This is a genomic window from Streptococcus sanguinis (genome assembly GCF_020729725.1).
Lineage (GTDB): Bacteria > Bacillota > Bacilli > Lactobacillales > Streptococcaceae > Streptococcus > Streptococcus sanguinis_V.
Window position 1 is genome coordinate 446,924 of the sequence record NZ_JAJEPA010000012.1, and the last position, 23,265, is coordinate 470,188.

A 23,265-nucleotide genomic window follows, 5' to 3' on the forward strand; every position below is an offset into this window, starting at 1 on the left:
AAATATAGAAACAAGATTGAATCTATCATCTTTCTTTAACACCTTTTTTTTCGATAGATAGGAGCAGAGCAATCACACCGATAATGCTGAAGATGAGCCAGCTAGCGTTCATATTCCAGAGGGCTAGGCTGCTGAAGACCATAGTGCCAAAGGGAACAGAGAAAGAAAAGAGCAGACTCAGAAAGCTGGAAGTCTGAGCGAGAACATCAGAAGGCAATTTGCTCAGTAAGAGGGTGTTGATTTTGGGATTGATCTTGCCGGAGATATAAGCTAGTAAAAATCCAAAAGCAATGCCGACGAAAACAGGCAGATGCAAGAAATTGCTGACAGCAAGCAGAATCATGGTAAGAGCAGCCCAGAGGGTTAGTTGATTTAGAGAGAGGCGGCTAAAGTAATCGTTGGGAGTCAGACTGGCTGCGATCATGGCTAGGACAAGAGTGGTCTGAAGAACCAAGAGAGACTGACTAAAGGATAGCTGGAAGATGGGGTTATCCAGCAAGTAGAGATTATAAAGAGCTATAAGAGAACCTGCCATAGCGTTGACGATCAGGATTTGAGCCAGCAGTTTGAGAAAATTGTTAGAACCTTCCTGCTCAAAGATGAGCTTGGACGATGTGTACATTTTCTTCAATTCTTCTTTCAGAGGAGCTTTTCTCTCAGAAATTGCCACTGGGTCATGAGTCAATCTGCGACGGACTAGGTAGAGGATGGTGGAAGATAGGAGAAAGGTCAAAGCGTTAACCAAAGCAACTAAGAAAAAGTCTTGCTGGCTGACGGTTAGGAGCCAAACTCCCAAAGCTTGTCCGGCCAGGCTGCAGAGAAAGCTGATGAGCTGGGTAAAAGAGAAGGCTTCCATAAGATCTTTCTCTGGAACATTCTTTTTCAAAATCGGCATTTGCAGGCCGCTGCGATAGTCGCTGATGATATCTGAAAGAATATTCATCAAGCAGACGGCTGAAAAGGCTAGATAAGAGCTAGAGCGAGTCATGAAGGCGACAAGGACAAAGAGCAGGGCTTGAAGATAACCAAAATGAATCAGCCAACGAGCTTTATGGATAGTCTTGTCAGCTTTGATACCAGCAAAGATAGTAAAGAAGGTCGGAACCAGGACGATAAAATTAGCCACGGCAATAGCAAACTTGGGATTGGGCATGCTGGAAGCAAGTACCACAAAAACAATATTGAAAATAGAAGCTCCCAAGGTGTTGAAGATTCGGGAAAGACTGAGTGAGGCAAAGACCCCATTTTTAAAAAATAATTTCATCGTAGACTCCTTTTCTAAACTGCAAGATTGTATAAAAGCTGATTGGGTGCATCTGTAATCTAGCTTTTGTCTTTTTCTCTTTCTGATGATCATTATAGACCGTTTAAAGCCAAAAACAAGGGCTTTTCGGCAACTGGTTAGGTCTCATAAGTAAGTGGTAAAATTCTGAAAGTGACTTGCGCTAGCTCTTTCTGCTTTTAGTATAAAATAGAAAATCCAATCTGCAGGAAATGTTGCATATATTCAACGATTTTCGGGTAGAAACTTTTAAATCAGAAAGGTGGAGCTTGAGTAGGAACAAAAAAACCACTTTCCAACTCAAAATCGCTGAGCTTAAAAGCGGAAATTTGCATTATTTGCTATATTTTTGAAAAGCAGTATCAAGGGCTTCTTGATAGTAGTCAGCGCTATGCTGACAGTTCAAGATTCGGAAAATGTCGACAGCTTGCTTCATTTGAGTGAGTCCCTCCTCTATTTGCCCTTTCAAACAAGCTAACTCTCCCTGAGCAAAGAGATAGACAATTCGGAAGTAAGTCTCATTTTCTTCATAAAAGTGTCGCTCAATGACTTGTTGGAAATAGTCTGCCTGAGTGATATTTTCCTGACTGATGGCCAGAAGATAGCCATTAAGAAAGGTAGTATGCAGGGTGTTGCGGTTGTTGGCAAACAAGGCGACAAAATCCTTTCTTGAGAGGATTTCTTTGGTGTATTGGGAAAACAAGTCTAGAGATAAAACCGGAGTGCAGACAGAGAAAAGATTGAGCTCGTAGCGGCCCCAAATATCAACTGAAAAGAGGTAATCATGCAGGAAATCCAGCTCGCCTGGGCTGGCCTTTTCAGACTCCTTGAGGGCGCAGAGATAGGCCTTTACAATCAGGCGATCAACCCAATCGCTAGCTCGCTTGCTTTTTTGAGTGACTTTTTCTTTTTCCAGATAAAGTTCGTCTAATAATTCAAGCTGATTGGCTTGCAACAGGTCTTGAATGTGGCTTAAGAGTTCCTTGTGAGAATGATGATTCTGGATGCCAGCTGCAACGGTAAATTCTTCCGTTTCCGTGTGGATGGCGCTGAGAGCGCTAAAAAATTTCTGTGCCGAAAGTTCGCTCTGCCCATTTTCAAAGCGAGAGAGCATAGATTTTGAAAATTCTCCGCCAGTTGCTTCGGATAAAGAGATGTGCCTTGCCTCTCGAAAAAATCTAAAAACCTGTCCTAGATGTTCCATTGTCTTCCCTCCTTGCATTTTATTATAACAAAATAATTTTCAATAACATCGAAGCGCTCAAACATGATATAATATAAAGAAAAAACAAAGAGGAACTTATGTTGTATATTCAAGAAATTCGGAAGAATCCAGATGGTCTAGCCTTTGAGAAAAAGATGGACTTGGCAGAGGAGTTAAAAGAGCGTAATCCTGAGATTTTAGATGTTCAGGATATTGTAGCCAAAGGAAAAGTTCAATATGAAGATGGCCTTTATTTTCTGGATTATGATCTGTCTTATACCATTACTTTAACGTCCAGTCGTAGCATGGAGCCAGTGGAACTCAAGGAGTCTTATCTAGTCAACGAAATTTTCATGGAAGAAGGACAGGCTGCATCGCAGGAACTGATTGATCAGGACTTGGTGCTTCCGATTGAAAATGGCGAGATTAATATAGCTGAGAGTGTAGCTGACAATATCCTGATGAATATTCCACTGAAAATCCTAACAGCTGAGGAAGAAGCCGGCCAAGGCTTTCTGTCAGGTCAGGACTGGCAGGTTATGACAGAAGAAGAATTCGCCGCTGCCCAGGAAGCTCAAAAAGAGAAGAACAATCCTTTCGCCGGTTTGCAAGGACTTTTTGATGAATGAATCTTGTAAAAATTTTGAAAATGATTTGAGAATTTGAAATAATTTGTTATACTAAGTATAAAAAGAAAATAGACAATGGAAATTGTCTTATAGAAGGAGATTTAATGGATACATTTTTCTTTCCAACTTGGTTGATTCCAGTAATTATTGGTCTGGTTGTCCTTGTCGTACTTTTAGTGAAAGGCTATGTTAACGCACGCCCTAACGAAGTAGTTGTAATTACAGGTCTTCGTAAACAGCGTCACCTTCGAGGTAAGGCTGGATTTATGATTCCTTTTGTTGAGCAACGCTCTTATCTGGACATTGAGCAGTTCTCAACAGATGTTCGTACGTCTGAGGCGGTGCCAACTCTAGACTTCATTAATGTTCGTGCTGATGCAGCAGTTAAGCTAAAAATCGGAACGACTGACGAAATGATTGCTCGTGCGGCAGAAAACTTCCTTAATTGGAATACAACTGATATTTCTAACTCTGTTCAAGATGTCTTGGAAGGAAATCTTCGTGAAGTAATTGGTCAGATGGAATTACGCAAGATGGTCAATGACCGTCAGGAATTTGCCTCAAAAGTGCAGGATAACGTAGCTCCTGATTTGGCTAAAATGGGCTTGGAAGTCATCGCTTTTACTGTCCAATCTTTTTCAGATGAAGGTGGCGTGATTGATAATCTCGGTATTGAAAATGTCGAAACCATCAAAAAAGATGCCTTAATTGCAAAGGCTAAAGCTGAACGTGAGCGCAAGGAAGTAGAAGCTGAGCAAGACAAATTAGCAAACGACAAGCGGGTAGCTGCTGACTTGGAAATTGCTCAAAAGCAAAATGAGTTGAAACTGAAGCAAGCAGCCCTCAAGCAGGAAGCAGATATTGCGCAAGCTAAGGCTGATGCAGCCAAAGGGATCGAGGCAGAAATTCAGCGTCGTGAGCAAGAGCGCGTGGCCGCTGAAGCTAATATCATGAAGCAAGAGAAGGAAGCTGAAGTCAAGGAACGTGAAGTTAAGGTCCGGGAGCAAGAACTGGATGCTAACATCCGCAAACAGGCTGAGGCTGAAAAATACTCTCGCCAACAAGCGGCGGAAGCACAATTGATTGAGCGTCAACGTCAAGCCGAGGCAGAACTCTTTGAAACACAAAAAGAAGCCGAAGCTCGCAAGGCTCAAGCCGAGGCTGAAAAGTTTGCGCAACTGCAAGAAGCCGAAGCTATTGAAGCTAAAGGACGTGCTGAAGCGGAAGCGATTCGTCTTAAGCTAGAAGCCGAAGCTCAAGGTTTGGATAAAAAAGCAGAAGCCATGAAGAAGATGCAAGAAGCAGCCATTACTGAGATGATTGTAGACAAACTGCCAGAAATTGCCCGTGCTGTAGCAGAGCCGCTTACTAAAGTGGACAAAATCACTATGTATGGTGAAGGCAATGCTTCTAAGATGGTTGGTGATATCATGCAGAGTATTGACCAAGTGTCGCAAGGTGCAGGCTTCGATATTCGTCAACTCCTAGCAGGAGCTCTTGGTGTTAATATGACTGTTAACAAGCTAAAACAAGATGAGCAGCCGGTTATTGAAGCTGCAAATCTTGACACCGATAAAAAATAAAAGAAAAGATAATTCGCTTTGACTTTCACCCCAAAAGTTAGACAGAAAATCTAACGATTGGGGTGTTTTTAGTATGAAATTAGTTTATACAAATGAACTGAAAAGATAACCTAAAAAGAATGGCACTTCTTGGGTTCAGATTGACCTCAAATACAATATAGCTGGCCCAAATCTTCAATATTATTCCCCTGACTTAAAGCAAGAAATAATTGAGAAGATACTAGTAGATGACCAGCCCTATACAATAAGCTCCCAGACTCAGTTTGGGAGCTTATTGATTTATATCTTCTGTTTGGCCTTGATAGTGGTAAATGCAGAGTCGGTTTGCTTGGTCTGGTCTACTGACGGTAAAGTGGAAGTAATGGTCCTTCTTGTCCAAGCTTTTGGTCTTGGAGAGTTTGAAATAAGAGGCTTGGCGGCTAGCCATGTGGAGTAGGATGTCATCTTCCATGACCATCAGAGGCTGGGGAAGATTGGAAAATTGATAAAAATCCTCTTGAAATTGATAGTAATTCTGGGAAAAATAGTCGAATTGAAGTTCCTCATGTACATTCTGAGTGGTCATCTGCGCCTCCTGAAGCTTGTATGGAAAGAATCTGCTGGATAGCAAGGCCTTTATAATGGTCACCTTCCTGCAGGAGGACCTGCTTGCAGTCCAGATGAAAGACGGTAGCAGTAATGTCGGTCAGCTTTCCCTGATTAAGAAAGGTGATTCGTATGGGAATTTGCTGGATATAGGCTTGGTTGAGTAAATAGAATTTCTCCTGTCTGTCAAGCTGGGTCAGGCGACTGATATCTAGTTCTTTTTTGGCTAGAGCAGTGCTATGCTCAGAGAGGAAAAAGCCAGCCCATTTCGCCATGCCCCGATCCTGAAAGTCACGTGCCGACTGATAGGGGAGATAAGAGCGGTCAGTCATGATAAGCCCTCCAAACCTCCAGCAGAATGGCCACCAGTTAACTTGCTTCGAGCAATAGCACGGGAGGAGTCCAGCAAGGCGGCTCCCTTAAGCAAAGAGGTAAAGCCAAAGCGATCTCTGATGCGATCGATCGTCAGCTGGAGTTCCTCTTCTTTTTGAACTTGCAGGGGATCATCGAAGAGGGAAATCAGCCTATATCCCTGATCGACAAAGTCACTGTAAAAAACACCAATCTGTCGGATAGCCCCGCCCTGATATTTAGAACGAAAAAGCTGAACCACGATTTGGGCCAATCGATCGCTGTTGTTAGTGGGCTCAATTTTTCTCTGTGTATGAATGGAAGGCAGGCGCTCCTGTTTGGAATAACGAGCATAGATGGAGACACGCTGGCATTTCTTACCAGAGCGTCTGAGACGAATGGCGACCTGTTCAGCCATTTCTCGGAAAACGAGCTCAATCTCTGCCTGCTGTCTATAATCTCGGGGGAGAATTTGCGAATTGCCCAGACCATGCGACTTGACCTGATAAGGCTTATGAACATTGCTTTCATCAATGCCGTGAGCGTGAAACCAAAGCTGCAGGCCCATGACTCCCATTTCTTTTTTGAGAATATCGGGATTAAAGTGAGCCAAATCATAAATGGAGTGGATTCCTAGCTTCTTAAGATGGGTGGCTGTTCGGTGGCCGATTCCCCAAAAATCAGTCATGGTCGGAATGGTCCAAACCTTGCTGGGAACATCCTCATAGGACCAGTTGGCCCGCATCTTTTTTGTGTGTTTGGCTTCAATGTCCAAGGCTAGCTTGGCGAGAAGAGGATTGGCGTTGCTCAGGCCGATAGAGGCATAAATCCCGGTCTTCTTCCAGATAGCCTGTTGAATGCGGGCAGCCAGCAGGTCTAGTTTGGTCCTGCGGTCCAGCGTCTGATCGGGAATGAAGTAGTTGATAGAGCTTGTCAAATCTAGGAAGCCCTCATCAATTGAGTAGGGGAAAATATCATCGGGAGCCGCAAAATCCTGGAAAATCTTTTGGATTTCCATGTTTTTCTGGATGTAGTAGTTCATCCGAGGGGGGACCAGTAGGGTCTTTTGGGCAGCGTCTTCGATAAAACGCACATAATCTGCTGTAATAGGCAGTCCCTGCTTGCGGGCAGCAGCAAAGTTGAACTTACGGGTGTGGACATCAAAAGGAAGATTATAGCTTCGGCTGACATTCTGGCTGCCGAAAATTTTTTTAAAAAGAGGGGTGGCGGCTAGTATCAGTCCAGCAGAATTTTCAATTCGGCTCATGACACAGAGCGAGGTTTTTAAAGGGTCAAGGCCGAGGGCAATGCATTCGCAAGAGGCATAAAAACTTTTCATATCCACAAAAGCGATGTCTGAACGAGGCTCGCGTGAATAATCAAATAGGACCATGGCTTATACCTCAATCGGCAGAAAATGTCCAACGACGATACCAACAATGCTAGGTTGGTCTTCATAAGGGGCAAAGAGGTCATCATAGTCAGGATTGATAGATTCTAAGCGTAGGCCTTCAGCTTCGCGGTAGACTTTTTTGATATAGGTCTTGCCATTCCACATAAGAGCATAGACTGCCCCATCGTAGTCAAATCCTGTCTGTTTCATAAGGGCAACAGAACCATTGGGATACTTGGGCTCCATCGAATCCCCAGAGACCCAGGATGCAAAATCGTGCTGGATATCTTGATTAAAGTAGACAGTTTCGTAGTCTGTTTCATTGTCATAATAACTGTGACCGCGACCTGCAGCCAACTCAACGGATAGAACTTTATAGGCTGTAAGAGATCTGACTTTACGCTGTCTCTCTAGGAGCCGACTAGCGAGCTGGTCTACTTCTTTTTTATGCGGTGGGGTTAGTAAAGGGTAGGTGTAGAGCGCGCTGGTCTCATCCACAAAGTAGTTCTCCTGGACCTTGAGACAGGTGGCCAACCTCCTGAGATTTTTTGCGTGGGGTTCTGCTAGACCATTTTCCCAAGCAGAGTAAGTCTTTCGAGAGATGCCTAGCTCTTGGTAAATGGAAGACTGAGTCAGATTAAGCTCCATCCGGCGTTTTTTTAATTTTTCATGCGAAAACATATCACACCTCCTATGTAACGTTTTAAAAGTTACATATAGTATACCAGATGAAATTTAGAAAAGCAAGTTCTTTATTGAGTATTTTCATTCTTAGCAAGAATGTGGTAAACTGTAGGGAGGAATATAACTTGGAGGTAGAGAGATGTTTCCTATGACAGCAAAAACGATTATGACAGAAGAAGCTTATCGCCGTTTCGCTTGGACCAATTTTTGGTATAAAAAGAATGGCCTCTTTTCACTGATTCTCCCTGAGATAGTGGTGCTGATATGCGGTGCAATCTGTTTTTTCATCGGGGAACCTTTGCGAGGCGTAGCTTTTCTTGTTACTGTGGCTGTCCTTCCTTTTCTTTACTATCTGTCCATGAATCGCCATATTAAAAAGTTTTATAGAGGCAACCCCCTCTGGCATGATATAGAGCAGGAGTTTAGCTTCTATGAGACAGACTTTCGTGTCGTTAATCGGAATAACAATGCCAGATTTGACTATCAAGATATTGTGGCGATTATAGACAAGCCAGAAACTTTTTATATTATGGTTGGCCGGTCAATAGGGCTGATCTTGGATAAGGCAGACTGTCAGCCTGAATTAATTGATTTTTTACTAAAACTAAAAGAAAATAGAAGTCTCTAATTTTGGGGGACTTCTGTTTTTTATCTGTCCAGTTTTCAAAAAATTGGCCTCCTGTGCGATGTGTGTTATAATGTTTTTTATGAGAGTTGTTGCAGGTAAATACGGGGGCAGGCCCCTCAAGACTTTGGACGGCAAGACGACCAGGCCTACGACTGATAAGGTCAAGGGGGCGATTTTTAATATGATTGGTCCCTATTTTGACGGCGGTCGGGTGCTGGATCTTTATGCTGGGAGCGGGAGTTTGGCCATTGAGGCTATTTCGCGAGGTATGGAGACAGCTATCTTAGTCGAGAAGGATCGCAGAGCTCAGGCTATTATTTCAGAGAACATTCAGATGACCAAGGAGCCGGAACGTTTTGACTTGCTCAAGATGGAATCTGGCCGCGCTCTAGATACCTTGACAGGGGCTTTTGACTTAGTTCTCTTGGATCCGCCTTATGCCGAGGAGCAGATTGTGGCTGACCTTGAGAAGCTAGAGGAAGGCCAGCTCTTGAGTCAAGATGTTCTGGTAGTCTGTGAGACAGACAAGGAAGTTGAATTACCTGAGGAAATTGCAGGGCTGGGCATTTGGAAGCAGAAGATATATGGAATTTCAAAGGTGACGGTGTATGTCAGATAAGATTGGATTATTCACAGGGTCTTTTGACCCGATGACCAAGGGCCATGTGGACCTGATTGAGCGGGCCAGCAGGCTTTTTGACAAGCTCTATGTAGGGATTTTCTATAACCGGGAAAAGTCAGGTTTTTTTACAATTGAGGCCAGAGAGCGCATGGTCAAAGAAGCTCTGCAGCATTTGGATAATGTCGAGGTAATCACTTCTCAGAATGAGCTAGCAGTGACAGTGGCCAGAAGACTGGGAGCCCAGGCCTTTGTACGTGGTCTCCGCAATAGTCAAGACCTAGACTATGAAGCCAATATGAACTTTTTCAATCATGAACTAGCAGGAGAGCTGGAGACGATTTTCTTACTCAGCAAGCCAGTCTATCAGCATATCAGTTCATCACGTATTCGTGAGCTGATTGCTTTTCAGCAGGATATCGCGGCCTATGTGCCCCAAAGTGTAATCAAAGAATTAGAAAGAATCAACGATGAAAAGAATTAAGAAGTATCTATGGCCGACGGTCATTGGCGTCACTATTGCCTTTTTTATAGCAGCATTTTGGGTTCGTCTGCCTTATTATATAGAAGTTCCTGGTGGTGCCGAGGATGTTCGGCAGGTCTTACTGGTTGATAAAAAGGCCGATAAGGAAGCGGGTTCCTATAACTTTGTGACAGTCGGAGTAGAGCAGGCAACTTTTGCCCATCTGGTCTATGCTTGGCTGACCCCTTTTACCGATATTTATTCCGCTAAGGATATGACGGGGGGATCCACGGATGAGGAGTTCAATCGGATCAACCAGTTTTACATGGAAACATCACAAAACATGGCTAAATATCAAGGGTTGACGACAGCTGGTAAAGAGATCAAGATGGATTATCTGGGGGTTTATGTCCTGCAGGTAGCTGATAACTCAACCTTCAAGGGGGTTCTCAATATTGCTGATACGGTAACCGGTGTCAATGACAAAACATTTGAAAGTTCTGAGGAGCTGGTCAAGTATGTCAACTCGCAGAAGCTTGGGGATAAGGTCAAGGTGACTTTCCAAGAGGATGGTCAGGAGAAATCGGCAACTGGAAAGATTATCAAGTTAGAGAACGGTAAGAACGGGATTGGGATTGGTCTGATAGACCGGACGGAGGTCAGCAGCAGTATTCCGATTACGTTTTCAACTGAGGGTATCGGCGGTCCCAGTGCTGGTCTTATGTTCAGCTTAGCCATTTATACCCAGTTGGCTGATCCGACTCTTCGTGATGGCCGCGATATTGCAGGGACCGGCAGCATCAGCCGGGAAGGTGAAGTTGGCGAAATCGGCGGAATTGATAAGAAAGTCGTTTCAGCGGCCCAAAGCGGAGCAGATATCTTCTTTGCACCCAACAATGAACTGACAGAGGAAGAGAAGAAGCTTTCTCCTAATGGGAAAAACAACTACCAAACGGCTTTGGAGACAGCCAAGAAGATTAAAACGGATATGAAAATTGTTCCAGTTAAAACGCTGCAGGACGCCATTGACTATCTGAAAAAGAACAAGTAAGATCTTAGCTTTTGCTAAGATTTTTCTTGTGAAATAGACAAAATTAGACGACCTTTTCTACTTTAAATCGTCTGACTTTTTTCAGAAAGATATTTTTGATGAAAAGTCCGCGAAATACTGGCTGATTTATGATAAAATAAAGTGTTGTAGATAAACTATCCAAGATTGTTAAAGGAAGAGTATGCGTAAAGATATTTCACCTGAATTGTATAATTATAATAAATTCCCGGGACCGGAGTTTAAACAGATTGACAGCAAGATTGTTGCAGAAAAATTCGAGTTTGAATTGATTGAGAATTATAAGGAAGGCTTTGACTTGACTGCCTTTCATCAGCGTTTTTCAGAAATTCTCACCAAGTTTGACTATATTGTCGGCGACTGGGGCAATGAGCAGCTGCGACTGCGCGGTTTTTACAAGGACGAGCGGGCTAATGAAAGCGATGAGAAGATCAGCCGCTTAGAAGACTATTTGCTGGAGTACTGCAGCTACGGCTGTGCTTATTTTGTCTTGGAAAATCCAAATCCCCAGCGCGCTTCCTTTGATAAGAAATCCCATGGCAAGAAAGAGACAGAAGGTCGGTCAAAACGTTCTCGCAACAGCCGTTCAGGCGGCAACCGCAATCGCAGAAGCGAGCGAGACCGAGACAGCCGCTCTAAAAGGGACAATAAGCGCTCTCGCAACAATTCCCAGCAAGATAGGCAGAAAAAGCCAAAAGACAGCAATCGCCATTTTGTAATTCGTCAGAATAAAGGAGAAAAATGAAACCATCTATTTATAGCTTAACGCGTCAGGAAATGATTGAATGGGCGGAAGCTCAGGGAGAAAAGAAATTTCGCGCTGCCCAGATTTGGGAGTGGCTCTACCGCAAGCGGGTCCAGTCTTTTGAAGAGATGACCAATCTATCTAAAGATTTGATTGCCAAGCTAAATGATCAGTTTGTCGTCAATCCGCTTAAACAGCGCATTGTTCAGGAGTCGGCTGACGGTACGGTCAAGTACCTCTTTGAGCTGCCGGATGGTATGCTGATTGAGACCGTACTTATGCGCCAGCACTATGGCCTTTCTGTCTGCGTGACCACTCAAGTAGGTTGTAATATCGGCTGTACCTTCTGTGCTTCTGGCTTGATTAAAAAGCAACGCGACCTCAATAACGGTGAGATTGTAGCTCAGATTATGCTGGTTCAGAAGTATTTTGATGAGCGTGGTCAGGATGAGCGGGTCAGCCACATCGTGGTTATGGGAATTGGTGAGCCGTTTGACAACTATGACAATGTGCTCAAGTTTGTCCGGACGGTCAATGATGACAAAGGTTTGGCTATCGGGGCCCGCCATATCACGGTTTCGACCTCAGGGCTGGCTCATAAGATTCGTGACTTTGCCAATGAAGGTGTGCAGGTCAATCTAGCTGTATCCCTCCATGCCCCGAATAATGATCTGCGGACCAGCATCATGCGGATTAACCGGTCCTTCCCTATCGAAAAGCTTTTTGCAGCTATCGAATACTATATTGAGACGACCAACCGTCGAGTGACCTTTGAGTACATCATGCTCAATGAAGTCAATGACGGGATAGAGCAGGCCAAGGAACTGGCTGAGCTGCTCAAGAACATTAAGAAGCTATCTTATGTCAATCTCATTCCTTACAACCCCGTTAGCGAGCACGACCAATACAGCCGCAGTCCCAAAGAGCGCGTGATGGCTTTCTATGATACCCTCAAGAAAAACGGAGTCAATTGCGTGGTTCGTCAGGAACATGGAACGGATATTGATGCAGCCTGCGGCCAGCTGCGTTCCAATACTATGAAGCGTGATCGCGAGAAAGCATTGGTAGAAAATGTTCAGCCTTAAGAACTATCTGACTTCAGACGGTGAGCTGACTGCTAAGGGACGGAAATTGCTGGTAGGGGGAAGCTGGCTCTATTTCTTGATGCTTTGCATTCTGTGCTTTATTCCTCAGGTTCCAGAGCCAGGAATGGAAACTCCTGGAATCCAGTATTTTGGCCGAATAGTAGTTTTGTTAATCCCTTTTAATTCCTTTGTCAATATTGGCGAGATTACCTCTTGGATCCAGCTGGCCAAGGTCTTTATCCAAAATCTAGCCAATATCTTTCTACTATCGCCCTTAATTTTTCAATTGCTTTGCCTCTTTCCGAAATTGAGGAAGACCAAGAAGGTTGTATGGCTGAGCTTTGGGATGAGTCTGTCTATCGAAGTGACTCAGATTCTACTGGACCTTCTCATCAACGCCAATCGAGTCTTTGAGATTGATGATCTCTGGACCAATACTTTGGGTGGTTATCTGGCTTGGTGGGTATTTCAGCGTGGTCAGAAAATCTGGAAAAATCGTCAAGGCGACGCTTTCAAAAGAGACTAGCAAGAGAAAGGTTCGGATTTGGGAGAAAAAATTAAATTTTTTCTTGACAAGAAAAAGGGAAAGGCCTATAATAAAATAAATCATCAGAAAAGTAATAATTTTTTCTACTTTCAGGGAGCCTGTGGTTGGTGGAAACAGGCAGTAGAAGATTATGAAGTGGGCTGATGCAAAAAATGAATTTGAAGCAATAAAAATTCGGTGAGCACACCTTACAGTGCAGCTTGTTGTTAGACAAGACAGAGATATGGAGGCAGTCTATACTTTGCTCCATAATTGAGGTGGCACCGCGATTATACGCCCTCACACAGATTTTTTCTGTGTGTGGGCTTTTGTTTTGCTTGAAAATAAAGAAATGAGGCAATCAAGATGACAGAAACTAAAGGATATTTTGGACAATTCGGCGGCTCCTTTGTACCAGAGCCTATCCAGGCCTTGCTGGATGAATTAGAAGCGACTTTTGAGAAGTATAAGGATGATCCAGAATTTTTAAATGAATACCGGCATTATTTGGCAGATTATTCAGGTCGGGAAACCCCGCTCTACTTTGCAGAAAGTCTGACCCAGCATCTGGGCGGCGCTAAGATTTATCTAAAGCGGGAAGATCTCAATCATCTGGGCTCTCATAAGCTCAATAATGTTTTGGGGCAGATTCTTCTAGCTAAGCGCATGGGCAAGACCCGGGTCATTGCTGAAACTGGAGCTGGCCAGCATGGTGTGGCAACTGCGGCAGCCGCAGCTAAGTTTGGTATGAAGTGCGATGTTTACATGGGTGCAGAGGATGTAGAACGCCAGCGCCTTAATGTCTTCCGCATGGAAATGATGGGTGCGACTGTTCACGCAGTGGAAACAGGCACCAAAACCCTCAAGGATGCTGTAGATGCGGCCTTTGGAGCGTGGATGAGCGATTTGGAAGCCTTCTATGTTTTGGGTTCTGCTGTCGGTCCTCACCCTTATCCGACGATTGTCCATGAGTTTCAAAAGGTGATTAGTGAAGAATCTCGCCGGCAGATTTTGGACAAGGAAGGCCGCTTGCCGGACTATGTTATTGCCTGCGTAGGCGGTGGCTCCAATGCTATCGGCGCTTTCTCTCAGTATGTGGCGGATGAAGAAGTCAAGCTGGTTGGTGTTGAAGCAGCTGGACGGGGTCTTGATACAGACCAGCATGCGGCGACCATGACCAAGGGAAGTGTCGGAGTAGTGGATGGTATGAAGACCTACGCTGTCTTTGCTGAAGATGGTCAGGTGGCACCGGTTTACTCCATTTCAGCAGGCTTGGACTATCCTGGAGTTGGTCCTGAACATGCTTTCTTTAAAGATTCTGGTCGAGTAGAATACGTGGTAGCGACAGATGATGAAGCTGTGGACGCTTTGCTTCTCTTGACACAAAAGGAAGGAATTTTGCCGGCAATTGAAAGCTCACATGCCATTGCTGAAGCCATCAAGCGAGCTCCGCAATTGCCATCTGACCAAATCATCATTATCAATGTATCTGGTCGTGGAGACAAGGATGTGGCAGCCATTGCCGACTATCTAGAAAAACGAAAATAAAATACCCAGCAGAAGAGTAGTAACACCCCTCCTTTCAGAGAGTCTGTGGTTGCTGAAAACAGGCAGGAGAAGTTATGAAATGGGCTGCTGGAGTCAAAATTTTGTCATTTAGTTGATCTTTTATTACTTTGTTAGCATGCTTTGTTGTAAACCAGTATGCTACCTTCTACTAAAAGGGATCTAAATGACTGTAAATAAGTAAATGAGATGTGGAGCCTGAAAACTCCATAACTGAGGTGGCACCGCGATGATACGCCCTCACAGGATGAACTGTGCGGGCGTTTTTCTGTAGTTCTGGGGCAAGTTATGACCGTGGACAGGTGCTATCTGTTCTTGTGAATGCAGTCATAGCTAGCAAATTACTCCTCCTTAAACGCTTCTGATTAAATAGAAAGAAAAATTATGCAAAAGATTTTACCAGCTGATATTTTATCGCCGATTCTGGCTTATATGCGGATTCAGGGCGACCACAAGGTGATTTTGGAAAGTATTCCGAGAGATAGCGAGACAGCTCGTTTTTCTATCCTAGCTTATAATCCAGTCTTTGAAATCCGCTATGAAAATAGCCGGTTAACGAAGAACGGGCAAGTAATTGAGGCAGATCCATTGGACTATCTGCATGAGTTAGCCGTAAAAAAAGGCCATCATTCAGAACTGCCTTTTGGTGGTGGAGCCATCGGTTTTGTTGGCTATGATATGATTTCCCTCTATGAGGAGATTGGCCAAATTCCAGCTGATGTGATTGGAACGCCTGATATGCACTTTTTCGTCTATGAGAGTTACATGGTTTTTGACCATAAAAAAGACAAGGTCTATATCGTCGAGGAGGCCCTCTACAGCAATAGAAGCGAAGCTGATATGGCTGCTAGTCTGGAGCATATCATGGCTGAGCTGGCGCAGCCTGCGGCAGATGAATTTTCACCGCTGGAACTGTCCAGTTTGAACTTCCAGAGCCATATCGAGCAGGGAGCTTTTGAAAAAATGGTGGAAGAAGCGCGTAGCTTGATTCGGCAGGGCGACATGTTCCAATGTGTGCTCAGTCAGCGGTTTTCAGCAGAGTATTCTGGTAGGCCGCTGGATTACTATCGCAATCTGCGTGTGACCAATCCTTCCAACTATCTCTACTTTTATGACTTCGGAGATTATCAGATTATCGGAGCCAGCCCAGAGAGTCTAGTCTCTGTCAAGCAGGGTCAGGTTACGACCAATCCTATTGCTGGAACCAGACCGCGTGGGAAGGATGAAAGAGAAGATAAAGCCTTGGCAGAGGAGTTGCTGGCTGACGAGAAGGAAGTGGCGGAACACCGCATGTTAGTTGATTTGGGGCGTAATGATATCGGTAAAATTGCCCAGAATAACAGCGTGGAAGTCACTAAGTACATGGAAGTGGAGTATTTCCGCTATGTCATGCATCTGACCAGCGTGGTCCGTGGTCAGCTTCTGCCCCAACTGACAGCCATGGATGCGCTCAAGTCCACCCTGCCGGCCGGTACCGTCTCAGGCGCGCCTAAGATTCGAGCCATGAAACGGATTTATGAGCTGGAGCAGGAAAAGCGTGGCGTTTATGCGGGGGCTATCGGCTATCTGTCTGCGACAGGGGATATGGATGTTGCCATTGCTATCCGGACTATGATTTTGAAAAATGGCAGAGCTTACGTTCAAGCTGGAGCGGGTATTGTTTATGACTCGATTCCTACTAATGAATACCAAGAAACCATCAACAAGGCCAAATCAATGACCAAGATAGGAGAGATGCAATGATTTTATTGATTGATAATTATGATTCTTTTACTTACAATCTAGCCCAGTATATCGGCAATTTTGCAAAAGTTAAGGTCTTGCGAAATGATGATGCAGGCCTTTATCAAGCGGCAGAAGAAGCTGATGCTTTGGTGCTGTCTCCGGGTCCAGGCTGGCCAGCAGATGCAGGACGGATGGAAGAGCTTATCCGCGATTTTGCTGGTAAAAAGCCGATTTTAGGGATTTGCTTGGGGCATCAAGCCATTGCAGAAGTATTTGGCGGAAAGCTAGGATTGGCTCCCAAAGTCATGCACGGCAAGCAAAGTATTCTGCGCTTTGAGGGAAAATCTCCTATCTATGAGGAGATAGAGGATGGGCAGCCAGTCATGCGTTATCATTCGATTTTGATTGAGGAGATGCCGGAGGACTTTGAAGTGACAGCTCGAGCGGTTGATGATAACTCGATCATGGCTATCCAACACAAGAGTCTGCCCATTTATGGTTTTCAGTATCATCCTGAAAGTATTGGCACGCCGGACGGCTTGTCGTCTATCAAGAATTTCATCGATTTAGTAAAATAAAGGAGCGTGTATGAAAGAGATTATTGCAAAACTAGCTGATTTTAAGGATTTAAGCAGCGCTGAGATGACAGATGTGATTGAGCGTATTGTCACCGGACGGGTGACAGAGTCCCAAATTGTAGCCTTCTTGCTGGGGCTCAAGATGAAGGGGGAGACGATTGAGGAACGAACTGCTTTGGCTCAGGTAATGCGAGGACATGCTAAGCAGATTCCGACCACTATTCGCACTGCCATGGACAATTGCGGTACCGGCGGAGACAAGTCTTTCAGCTTCAATGTTTCGACTACGGCAGCTTTTGTACTGGCAGGTGGCGGAATTAAGATGGCTAAGCACGGCAATCGCTCCATTTCTTCTAAGTCAGGTTCAGCTGATGTGTTAGAAGCTCTGGGTATCAATCTAGACTTGGACGCTGCTAGCTTGGGCAAGGTTTTTGAGCAGACAGGTATCGTCTTTCTCTTTGCAAAGAACATGCACCCAGCCATGAAATACATCATGCCAGCTCGTCTTAGTCTAGGCATTCCCACTATTATGAACCTAACTGGCCCACTCATCCATCCCATGAGTTTAGAAACTCAGCTTTTGGGGACCAGCCGGCCGGATATGCTAGAGAGTACGGCAGAGGTTTTGAAAAATATGGGCCGTAAGCGTGCAGTAGTTGTGTCGGGGCCGGATGGTCTGGATGAGGCGGGTCTTCATGGCCGTACCCAGTATGCTCTGCTGGAAAATGGGCAAATCAGCCTGCACAGCTTTCTGCCGGCAGATATTGGCATGGAAGAAATAGCTCTTGAAGCGATTCGTGGGGGCAATGCCAAGGAAAATGCAGAAATTCTGCTTTCTGTCTTGCAAAATCAAGCCAGCCCCTATCTAGAAACGACAGTTCTGAATGCTGGATTGGGATTTCATGCTAATGGAAAATCAGACAGTATAGAAGAAGGAATAGTTCTAGCCCGCCAAGTGATTGCTAGCGGCGCAGCCTATGAAAAACTCAAGCAACTACAGGAGTATCAGAAATGAGCAAAGAATTTCTCCCGACCATTCTAAAGCAAAAAGAGCAGGAAGTGGCGGCTATGTCTTATGAAGAGCTGCAGCCCCTGCGCTCGACTTATTCCCTCTATGAGTATCTCAAAAACCACCCTCAAGAGCTGCAGCTGATTGCTGAGGTCAAAAAAGCCAGTCCAAGTCTGGGAGATATTAATCTCGGTGTGGATATTGTTGAGCAGGCTCGCACCTATGAACGATGCGGTGCAGCTATGATTTCGGTTTTGACAGATGAGATTTTCTTCAAAGGACATCTGGATTACCTGAGAGAGATTTCCAGCCAAGTGACCATTCCAACCCTCAATAAGGACTTTATTATTGATGAAAAGCAGATTGTTCGTGCCCGCAATGCAGGAGCGACAGTTATTCTCCTGATTGTGGCTGCCTTATCTGAAAAGCGACTGCAAGAACTCTATGATTTTGCGACAGGTTTAGGCTTGGAAGTTCTGGTCGAAACCCATAATCTGGCGGAGCTGGAAATTGCCCATAGAATAGGAGCACAGATAATCGGTGTCAATAACCGCAATCTAGTTACTTTTGAGACAGATATCAATACCAGTCTCCAGCTGTCTGCCCATTTCAAAGATGACAAGGTTTACGTATCTGAGTCTGCTATTTTCAGCAAGGAAGATGCTGAGCTAGTAGCTCCTTATTTTCATGCGATTTTAGTCGGAACAGCCCTGATGCAGGCTGAGGATGTGGCAGAAAAAATTAAGGAGCTAAAAATTGACAAAGGTTAAGATTTGCGGCTTATCAACGGCCAGCGCTGTGGAGACGGCATGCCAGGCTGGTGCGGATTACATTGGCTTTGTCTTTGCTAAGAGCCGTCGGAGGGTCAGTTTGGAGCAAGCTCAGAAGCTAGTTGCCTTGGTGCCGCCTACTGTCCGAAAGGTAGGAGTTTTCGTATCTCCGAGCTTGGCAGAGCTGCAGGAAGCTATTTCAGTGGCAAATCTGGATTTGGTGCAGATTCATGGCGATTTTAATGAAGAGCTTCTGACTGAGGTCGGCCGGCCAGTTATTCGAGCTTACCAAGTCAAGGGAGCGTTAAAGGGATTCAGCCAACAAGCGGACTACCTGCTCTTTGATGCCCCTCTTGCTGGTAGTGGTCAGACCTTTGACTGGCAAACTTTTGATAAAGGTCAAATCCACCAGCCCTTCTTTATCGCCGGTGGTTTGAATGCAGGAAATGTCCGAGAAGCTATTCAGCACTTCGCTCCTTACGCAGTTGATGTCTCAAGCGGGGTCGAAACTGACAGCCAGAAGGACTTAGAAAAGATAAAAGAATTTATAGAAAGAGTGAAAGATGGCATATAATCAACCCAATCAAGAAGGATTTTACGGTGAGTTTGGTGGACGATTTGTTCCCGAAACGCTGATGACAGCAGTTTTAGAGCTAGACAAAGCCTACCGTGAGAGTAAAAAAGACCCAGCCTTTCAGGCTGAGCTGGACGAGTTGCTGAAGCAATATGTAGGGCGAGAAAATCCTCTCTATTTTGCTAAAAATCTGACAGCCTATGCTGGCGGTGCCAAGATTTATCTGAAGCGGGAAGACCTCAACCATACCGGGGCTCACAAAATCAATAATGCCCTAGGTCAGGTTTTATTAGCCAAGCGGATGGGCAAGAAGAAAATCATTGCAGAGACTGGTGCAGGTCAGCACGGCGTAGCTACAGCTACGGCTGCAGCCCTTTTCAACATGGACTGTACTATCTACATGGGTGAAGAAGATGTCAAGCGCCAAGCCCTCAATGTCTTTCGGATGGAACTTCTTGGAGCCAAGGTAGAATCTGTGACTGATGGTTCTCGAGTTCTCAAGGATGCAGTCAATGCTGCCTTGCGAGCTTGGGTGGCTCAGGTCGATGATACTCATTATATTATGGGCTCAGCCTTGGGACCCCATCCTTTCCCAGAGATTGTCCGCGACTATCAGAGTGTGATCGGTCGTGAGGCCAAGCGCCAGTTTGCTGAGCAAAACGCAGGTGCCCTGCCAGATGCTTTAGTGGCCTGCGTTGGCGGTGGTTCCAACGCTATTGGGCTCTTTTATCCCTTTGTTGACGATAGCACAGTTGCCATGTATGGAACAGAAGCCGCTGGGCGAGGCATCGATACAGATGAACATGCTGCGACCTTAACCAAGGGCCGGCCGGGTGTTTTACACGGCGCCTTGATGGATGTCCTACAGGATGAGCAAGGGCAGATTCTGGAAGCTTTCTCTATCTCTGCCGGGCTGGATTATCCAGGCATCGGTCCAGAACATTCTCATTTTAATGCTATCCAGCGCGCAACTTATGTTCCAGTCACGGATGAAGAAGCCTTGGAAGCCTTCCAGCTCCTGTCTCGTATCGAAGGGATTATCCCCGCTCTAGAGTCTAGCCACGCTATTGCTTACGCAGTTAAGCTTGCTAAGGAGTTGGGACCAGATAAATCAATGATTGTCTGCCTATCCGGCCGTGGTGACAAGGATGTCGTTCAGGTAAAGGAACGCTTGGAAAGAGAAGCGGCTCAAAAAGGAGGTGCCCATGACTAAAACACTCACTCAGCATTTAGAAGCCATCAAAAAAGCAGGTAAGGGAATTTTCCTTCCATATATCATGGCTGGCGATCATGAGAAAGGTTTAGCAGGATTAGTAGAAACCATCTCATTTTTGGAAAACTTGGGCGTGTCAGCCATTGAAATCGGTCTGCCATTTTCAGACCCTGTTGCAGATGGGCCGGTTATTGAAGAAGCCGGTCTGAGAAGTCTGGGTCACCATACTTCCGCCAAGTCTTTAGTGGCAAGCTTGCAGAAGTTGGACACTCAGCTCCCTCTCATTATCATGACCTACTTCAATCCAATTTTCCAGTATGGTCTCAAAGATTTTGTCAAGGACTTAGCTACAACACCGGTTAAAGGATTGATTATTCCGGATCTGCCCTACGAACATAGAAATTTCATCTTGCCTTTGCTGGAAGATTCAGATATCGCTCTAGTTCCTTTGGTGAGTCTGACGACTGGACTAGAACGTCAGCAGGAGCTGATCAAGGAAGCTGAAGGTTTTATCTACGCTGTAGCTATCAACGGTGTGACGGGTAAGAGCGGAAGCTACCGCGATGATTTGGACCAGCACTTGAGCAAGCTTCGTGATATTGCTGAGATTCCAGTACTGACGGGCTTTGGCGTTTCGACTTTAGAGGATGTTGACCGCTTCAATCAAGTCTCAGATGGAGTTATTGTTGGATCTAAGATTGTCAAAGCTCTTCATGAAAAGGACGCCAGCATAGCAACCTTTATCCAAGAAGCAGCAGCCTATAAGAAATAAATAAAATGAGGTTCTTTCTATCGAACCTCATTATTTTCTTTATTTGATATCAATAATTGTACCGTCTCCTATATTAATTCCTTTAGAAGTAAAGGTTTTTAAAGCATTTTTCGCAATGATTTGAGTTGATGCGGTATCCACAACTCCGCCTATAAAAGCACCAGCAATAGGAACCATTTTTCCTAAATTCACAGCTCCTTTAGTGCCAAATTTGGTTACCAATCTAAAACCAACCGCTTGATTAATTTTTGTTAGTACTTTCCCAGGGATTTTTTTAATTACTCCAGTTGCCATTTTATTTGCAATAATAATCCCGGCTTTCTTTGCAATATCAGCAACAGATGTTCCAGTTAATGAGGCATAAACAAATGTTTGAACTTGATCACTCTTTAAGTCGTATCCTCTCATATAAGCTATAGTGGCAATCATTCTCATTTGAACTAAAATAACAGAAGTTATATTGGCTGGAATAGTTACCGGCATTGTTAATATTCCCCCGAATCCAGTAACGAAACCAGATATTCCAGCTTTTGAAGTTTGATAAGTAATCATCTTTGAAATTGCAGTTTCTATATCATCATGCTTCAAATAATCAGCAGCAAGTTCTTCTATAGTCTTTTGACCAGGAATACCATTAATTGTAGTTTCATAAGTCCAATCAAGAACTTTTAACATCGATTTTTCATCAATGTTAGGCAGTTTTAATTTTGATTTTGGTAATTCTAATTTCATAATAAAATCCCCTTAATAAATAATCTGCTTTCATTATATAGTACTTTTACAAATTACACAATACATTTAAACATTAAAACAGTAAATGCACCAAACAAAAGACAGGGGACAAATGCCAGCCTGTCTTTTTTCTTTTTAAAGCAGAAACAGGCGAGACCAGCGAAGCTAGCGATTTGGATAAGAAGGAGAATTTCTGTCAGGCTGAAAATGGCTGAGCAGGAAGCAAGAAAGAGAAAATCTCCAGATCCGATGCGAAGATTAAAAAAGAAGGCTAGAAGTCCTAAGGCTAAAAAGAAGAGCATGAGAAGGTTGACGCCTGCTGTCATCAGCAGCAAAAGCTGAAAAATCAGCCAGAGCATCAGGGGATATTGCTGCTCTCTTTGATCGTAGATGGTCAGGGTCAAGCCCATGGTGAATAGTAGGAGTTGACTGATGGAAATCGTGCCAAGCGAAGTTGCTAGAGAAAGACCGCCCAAGAGACATTCAAAAAATAAATAGCGTAAGGGAATCTTGTCTCCGCAGAAGCGGCAACGAAGCCGGTTCATGACTTGAGAAAAAATAGGAATCAAATCACGTGGTGCCAATCTTTTCCCGCAGGCATTGCAATGGCTAGCGGGAGTGATGATAGACCGTTCTGGGAAGCGGTCGATAACCAAGCCTAGGAATGAGGCAAAGACAGTGCCAAGGATAAAAAAGTATAGATGAATCATACTTATTTATTCGTAATTTTAAACTGAAAAATTCTGAAATTTTGCAACTTTTCTAATAAACTCTTTTTTTGAAACTTTTGTCTTGACTTTCTTATTTAGAAACATTATAATTAAACCATAATCTAAAAAGATTAGAATCATTATAAATAAAAACGAGGTAGATACAATGACACAAGTAAAAAATGGTGCAGCAACTGACGTAGCAACTTTCAGCAATCAAAAGGCTTTGCCAAAGACTAAGGCTATTCTTAATCAAGTAGTGGCAGATCTTTATACAGCTCATATCGCTCTTCACCAAGTTCACTGGTATATGCGTGGCGCAGGCTTCATGGTTTGGCATCCAAAAATGGATGAATACATGGAAACTTTGGATACAACTTTGGATGAAGTCAGCGAGCGCTTGATTACACTAGGAGGCAAGCCTTATTCTACGTTGACCGAGTTTATCCAACACAGCAAGATTGAAGAAAAAGCTGGTGAATTCAGCAAGGATGTAGAAGAAAGCCTGGCGCGTGTGATTGAGATTTTCCGTTATCTGACAGGTCTTTACCAAGAAGCTTTGGATGTAACAGACCAAGAAGGAGACGATGTAACCAATGATATCTTTGTCGGTGCCAAGGCTGACCTTGAAAAGACTATCTGGATGCTGACAGCTGAAATTGGTCAAGCACCAGGTTTATAAAAAATGATCCATGCCAAGCAGAAGGGAACAGACTTTCCTTTCTGCTTTTTTCATCTTGAAAAGCGCTGGAAAATCTGATAAAATATAG

26 protein-coding genes and 1 other annotated feature are annotated in these 23,265 nt (G+C 44.3%); of the genes, 18 read left to right on the forward strand and 8 right to left on the reverse strand.

The window, feature by feature from the left end:
- Positions 1-25: 25 nt before the first annotated feature.
- Positions 26-1,264: an MFS transporter gene (locus K4I03_RS07525; protein WP_227964389.1), complete on the reverse strand. Its 1,239-nt coding sequence runs from the start codon at positions 1,262-1,264 to the stop codon at positions 26-28.
- A gap of 352 nt (positions 1,265-1,616) precedes the next feature.
- Entirely contained in the window at positions 1,617-2,486 is an 870-nt protein-coding gene (locus K4I03_RS07530) for an Rgg/GadR/MutR family transcriptional regulator (RefSeq protein WP_227964391.1), read from the reverse strand.
- Positions 2,487-2,584: 98 nt separating this feature from the next.
- Between K4I03_RS07530 and K4I03_RS07535 the strand changes: the two genes are divergently transcribed.
- Both K4I03_RS07535 and K4I03_RS07540 read left to right on the forward strand, forming a co-directional pair.
- Positions 2,585-3,115: a YceD family protein gene (locus K4I03_RS07535; RefSeq protein ID WP_227964393.1), complete on the forward strand. Its 531-nt coding sequence runs from the start codon at positions 2,585-2,587 to the stop codon at positions 3,113-3,115.
- Positions 3,116-3,219: 104 nt separating this feature from the next.
- Positions 3,220-4,698 (forward strand): flotillin family protein, encoded by a 1,479-nt coding sequence (locus K4I03_RS07540; protein ID WP_002898072.1) that lies wholly within the window; start codon positions 3,220-3,222, stop codon positions 4,696-4,698.
- 271 nt (positions 4,699-4,969) lie between these two features.
- On the opposite strand, the gene K4I03_RS07545 is transcribed toward K4I03_RS07540, so the two are convergent.
- The 4 genes from K4I03_RS07545 to K4I03_RS07560 are packed head-to-tail and all read right to left on the reverse strand — an operon-like array spanning position 4,970 to position 7,708.
- Positions 4,970-5,263, reverse strand: a complete 294-nt coding sequence (locus tag K4I03_RS07545; protein WP_101771114.1) for a DUF5960 family protein — start codon at positions 5,261-5,263, stop codon at positions 4,970-4,972.
- Positions 5,241-5,615 carry a hypothetical protein gene (locus K4I03_RS07550; protein ID WP_227964394.1) on the reverse strand — a complete coding sequence of 125 codons (375 nt, stop codon included), beginning with the start codon at positions 5,613-5,615 and terminating at the stop codon, positions 5,241-5,243. Before K4I03_RS07550 ends, K4I03_RS07545 begins: the two co-directional genes overlap by 23 nt.
- A complete protein-coding gene (locus K4I03_RS07555; RefSeq protein ID WP_227964396.1) occupies positions 5,612-7,027 on the reverse strand; it encodes a Y-family DNA polymerase in 1,416 nt (471 codons plus the stop codon). The genes K4I03_RS07550 and K4I03_RS07555 overlap by 4 nt, the downstream gene beginning before the upstream one ends.
- Before the next feature lie 3 nt (positions 7,028-7,030).
- Complete coding sequence (locus tag K4I03_RS07560; protein WP_227964405.1) at positions 7,031-7,708, reverse strand: helix-turn-helix domain-containing protein; 678 nt, start codon at positions 7,706-7,708, stop codon at positions 7,031-7,033.
- Between the two features lie 142 nt (positions 7,709-7,850).
- Here K4I03_RS07560 and K4I03_RS07565 point away from each other — a divergent pair, with 142 nt between their 5' ends.
- The 15 genes from K4I03_RS07565 (at position 7,851) to trpA (ending at position 21,053) form a co-directional block, all read left to right on the forward strand.
- The gene (locus tag K4I03_RS07565; RefSeq protein ID WP_002915723.1) at positions 7,851-8,339 is read left to right on the forward strand and encodes a YcxB family protein; all 489 of its coding nucleotides are present in this window, start codon (positions 7,851-7,853) and stop codon (positions 8,337-8,339) included.
- Positions 8,340-8,409: 70 nt separating this feature from the next.
- Positions 8,410-8,958: a 16S rRNA (guanine(966)-N(2))-methyltransferase RsmD gene (rsmD, locus tag K4I03_RS07570; RefSeq protein WP_227964407.1), complete on the forward strand. Its 549-nt coding sequence runs from the start codon at positions 8,410-8,412 to the stop codon at positions 8,956-8,958.
- Complete coding sequence (gene coaD / locus K4I03_RS07575; protein WP_227964410.1) at positions 8,948-9,442, forward strand: pantetheine-phosphate adenylyltransferase; 495 nt, start codon at positions 8,948-8,950, stop codon at positions 9,440-9,442. The genes rsmD and coaD overlap by 11 nt, the downstream gene beginning before the upstream one ends.
- On the forward strand, positions 9,429-10,472 hold the full coding sequence (locus K4I03_RS07580; protein WP_227964415.1) for a SepM family pheromone-processing serine protease: 1,044 nt from the start codon (positions 9,429-9,431) through the stop codon (positions 10,470-10,472). Before coaD ends, K4I03_RS07580 begins: the two co-directional genes overlap by 14 nt.
- 181 nt (positions 10,473-10,653) lie before the next feature.
- Positions 10,654-11,235, forward strand: coding sequence for a YutD family protein (locus K4I03_RS07585; protein WP_227964418.1), 582 nt, complete (start codon positions 10,654-10,656; stop codon positions 11,233-11,235).
- Entirely contained in the window at positions 11,232-12,320 is a 1,089-nt protein-coding gene (rlmN, locus tag K4I03_RS07590; RefSeq protein ID WP_111676195.1) for a 23S rRNA (adenine(2503)-C(2))-methyltransferase RlmN, read from the forward strand. Before K4I03_RS07585 ends, rlmN begins: the two co-directional genes overlap by 4 nt.
- Positions 12,307-12,846, forward strand: a complete 540-nt coding sequence (locus K4I03_RS07595; RefSeq protein ID WP_227964421.1) for a VanZ family protein — start codon at positions 12,307-12,309, stop codon at positions 12,844-12,846. The genes rlmN and K4I03_RS07595 overlap by 14 nt, the downstream gene beginning before the upstream one ends.
- 75 nt (positions 12,847-12,921) lie before the next feature.
- Positions 12,922-13,151, forward strand: a binding site (T-box leader).
- Positions 13,152-13,212: 61 nt separating this feature from the next.
- Positions 13,213-14,394: a tryptophan synthase subunit beta gene (gene trpB, locus K4I03_RS07600; RefSeq protein WP_227964424.1), complete on the forward strand. Its 1,182-nt coding sequence runs from the start codon at positions 13,213-13,215 to the stop codon at positions 14,392-14,394.
- A gap of 402 nt (positions 14,395-14,796) precedes the next feature.
- Positions 14,797-16,155, forward strand: coding sequence for an anthranilate synthase component I (trpE, locus tag K4I03_RS07605; RefSeq protein WP_227964427.1), 1,359 nt, complete (start codon positions 14,797-14,799; stop codon positions 16,153-16,155).
- Complete coding sequence (locus K4I03_RS07610) at positions 16,152-16,715, forward strand: aminodeoxychorismate/anthranilate synthase component II (RefSeq protein WP_227964429.1); 564 nt, start codon at positions 16,152-16,154, stop codon at positions 16,713-16,715. Before trpE ends, K4I03_RS07610 begins: the two co-directional genes overlap by 4 nt.
- Positions 16,716-16,725: 10 nt before the next feature.
- Positions 16,726-17,730 (forward strand): anthranilate phosphoribosyltransferase, encoded by a 1,005-nt coding sequence (gene trpD / locus K4I03_RS07615; protein WP_061592111.1) that lies wholly within the window; start codon positions 16,726-16,728, stop codon positions 17,728-17,730.
- Positions 17,727-18,494 carry an indole-3-glycerol phosphate synthase TrpC gene (gene trpC, locus K4I03_RS07620; protein WP_227964432.1) on the forward strand — a complete coding sequence of 256 codons (768 nt, stop codon included), beginning with the start codon at positions 17,727-17,729 and terminating at the stop codon, positions 18,492-18,494. Before trpD ends, trpC begins: the two co-directional genes overlap by 4 nt.
- Entirely contained in the window at positions 18,481-19,068 is a 588-nt protein-coding gene (locus K4I03_RS07625) for a phosphoribosylanthranilate isomerase (RefSeq protein WP_227964435.1), read from the forward strand. The genes trpC and K4I03_RS07625 overlap by 14 nt, the downstream gene beginning before the upstream one ends.
- Entirely contained in the window at positions 19,058-20,281 is a 1,224-nt protein-coding gene (trpB, locus tag K4I03_RS07630) for a tryptophan synthase subunit beta (protein WP_227964438.1), read from the forward strand. The genes K4I03_RS07625 and trpB (K4I03_RS07630) overlap by 11 nt, the downstream gene beginning before the upstream one ends.
- A complete protein-coding gene (gene trpA, locus K4I03_RS07635) occupies positions 20,274-21,053 on the forward strand; it encodes a tryptophan synthase subunit alpha (protein WP_227964440.1) in 780 nt (259 codons plus the stop codon). The genes trpB (K4I03_RS07630) and trpA overlap by 8 nt, the downstream gene beginning before the upstream one ends.
- 39 nt (positions 21,054-21,092) lie before the next feature.
- On the opposite strand, the gene K4I03_RS07640 is transcribed toward trpA, so the two are convergent.
- Together K4I03_RS07640 and K4I03_RS07645 are read right to left on the reverse strand one after the other, a co-directional pair.
- Positions 21,093-21,785: an EcsC family protein gene (locus K4I03_RS07640; RefSeq protein ID WP_227964441.1), complete on the reverse strand. Its 693-nt coding sequence runs from the start codon at positions 21,783-21,785 to the stop codon at positions 21,093-21,095.
- 53 nt (positions 21,786-21,838) lie between these two features.
- Positions 21,839-22,495, reverse strand: a complete 657-nt coding sequence (locus K4I03_RS07645; protein WP_227964443.1) for a prepilin peptidase — start codon at positions 22,493-22,495, stop codon at positions 21,839-21,841.
- A gap of 166 nt (positions 22,496-22,661) precedes the next feature.
- On the opposite strand from K4I03_RS07645, the gene K4I03_RS07650 reads away from it, so the two are divergent.
- Positions 22,662-23,177: a Dps family protein gene (locus K4I03_RS07650; protein WP_002921972.1), complete on the forward strand. Its 516-nt coding sequence runs from the start codon at positions 22,662-22,664 to the stop codon at positions 23,175-23,177.
- The last annotated feature ends 88 nt before the right edge of the window (positions 23,178-23,265 follow it).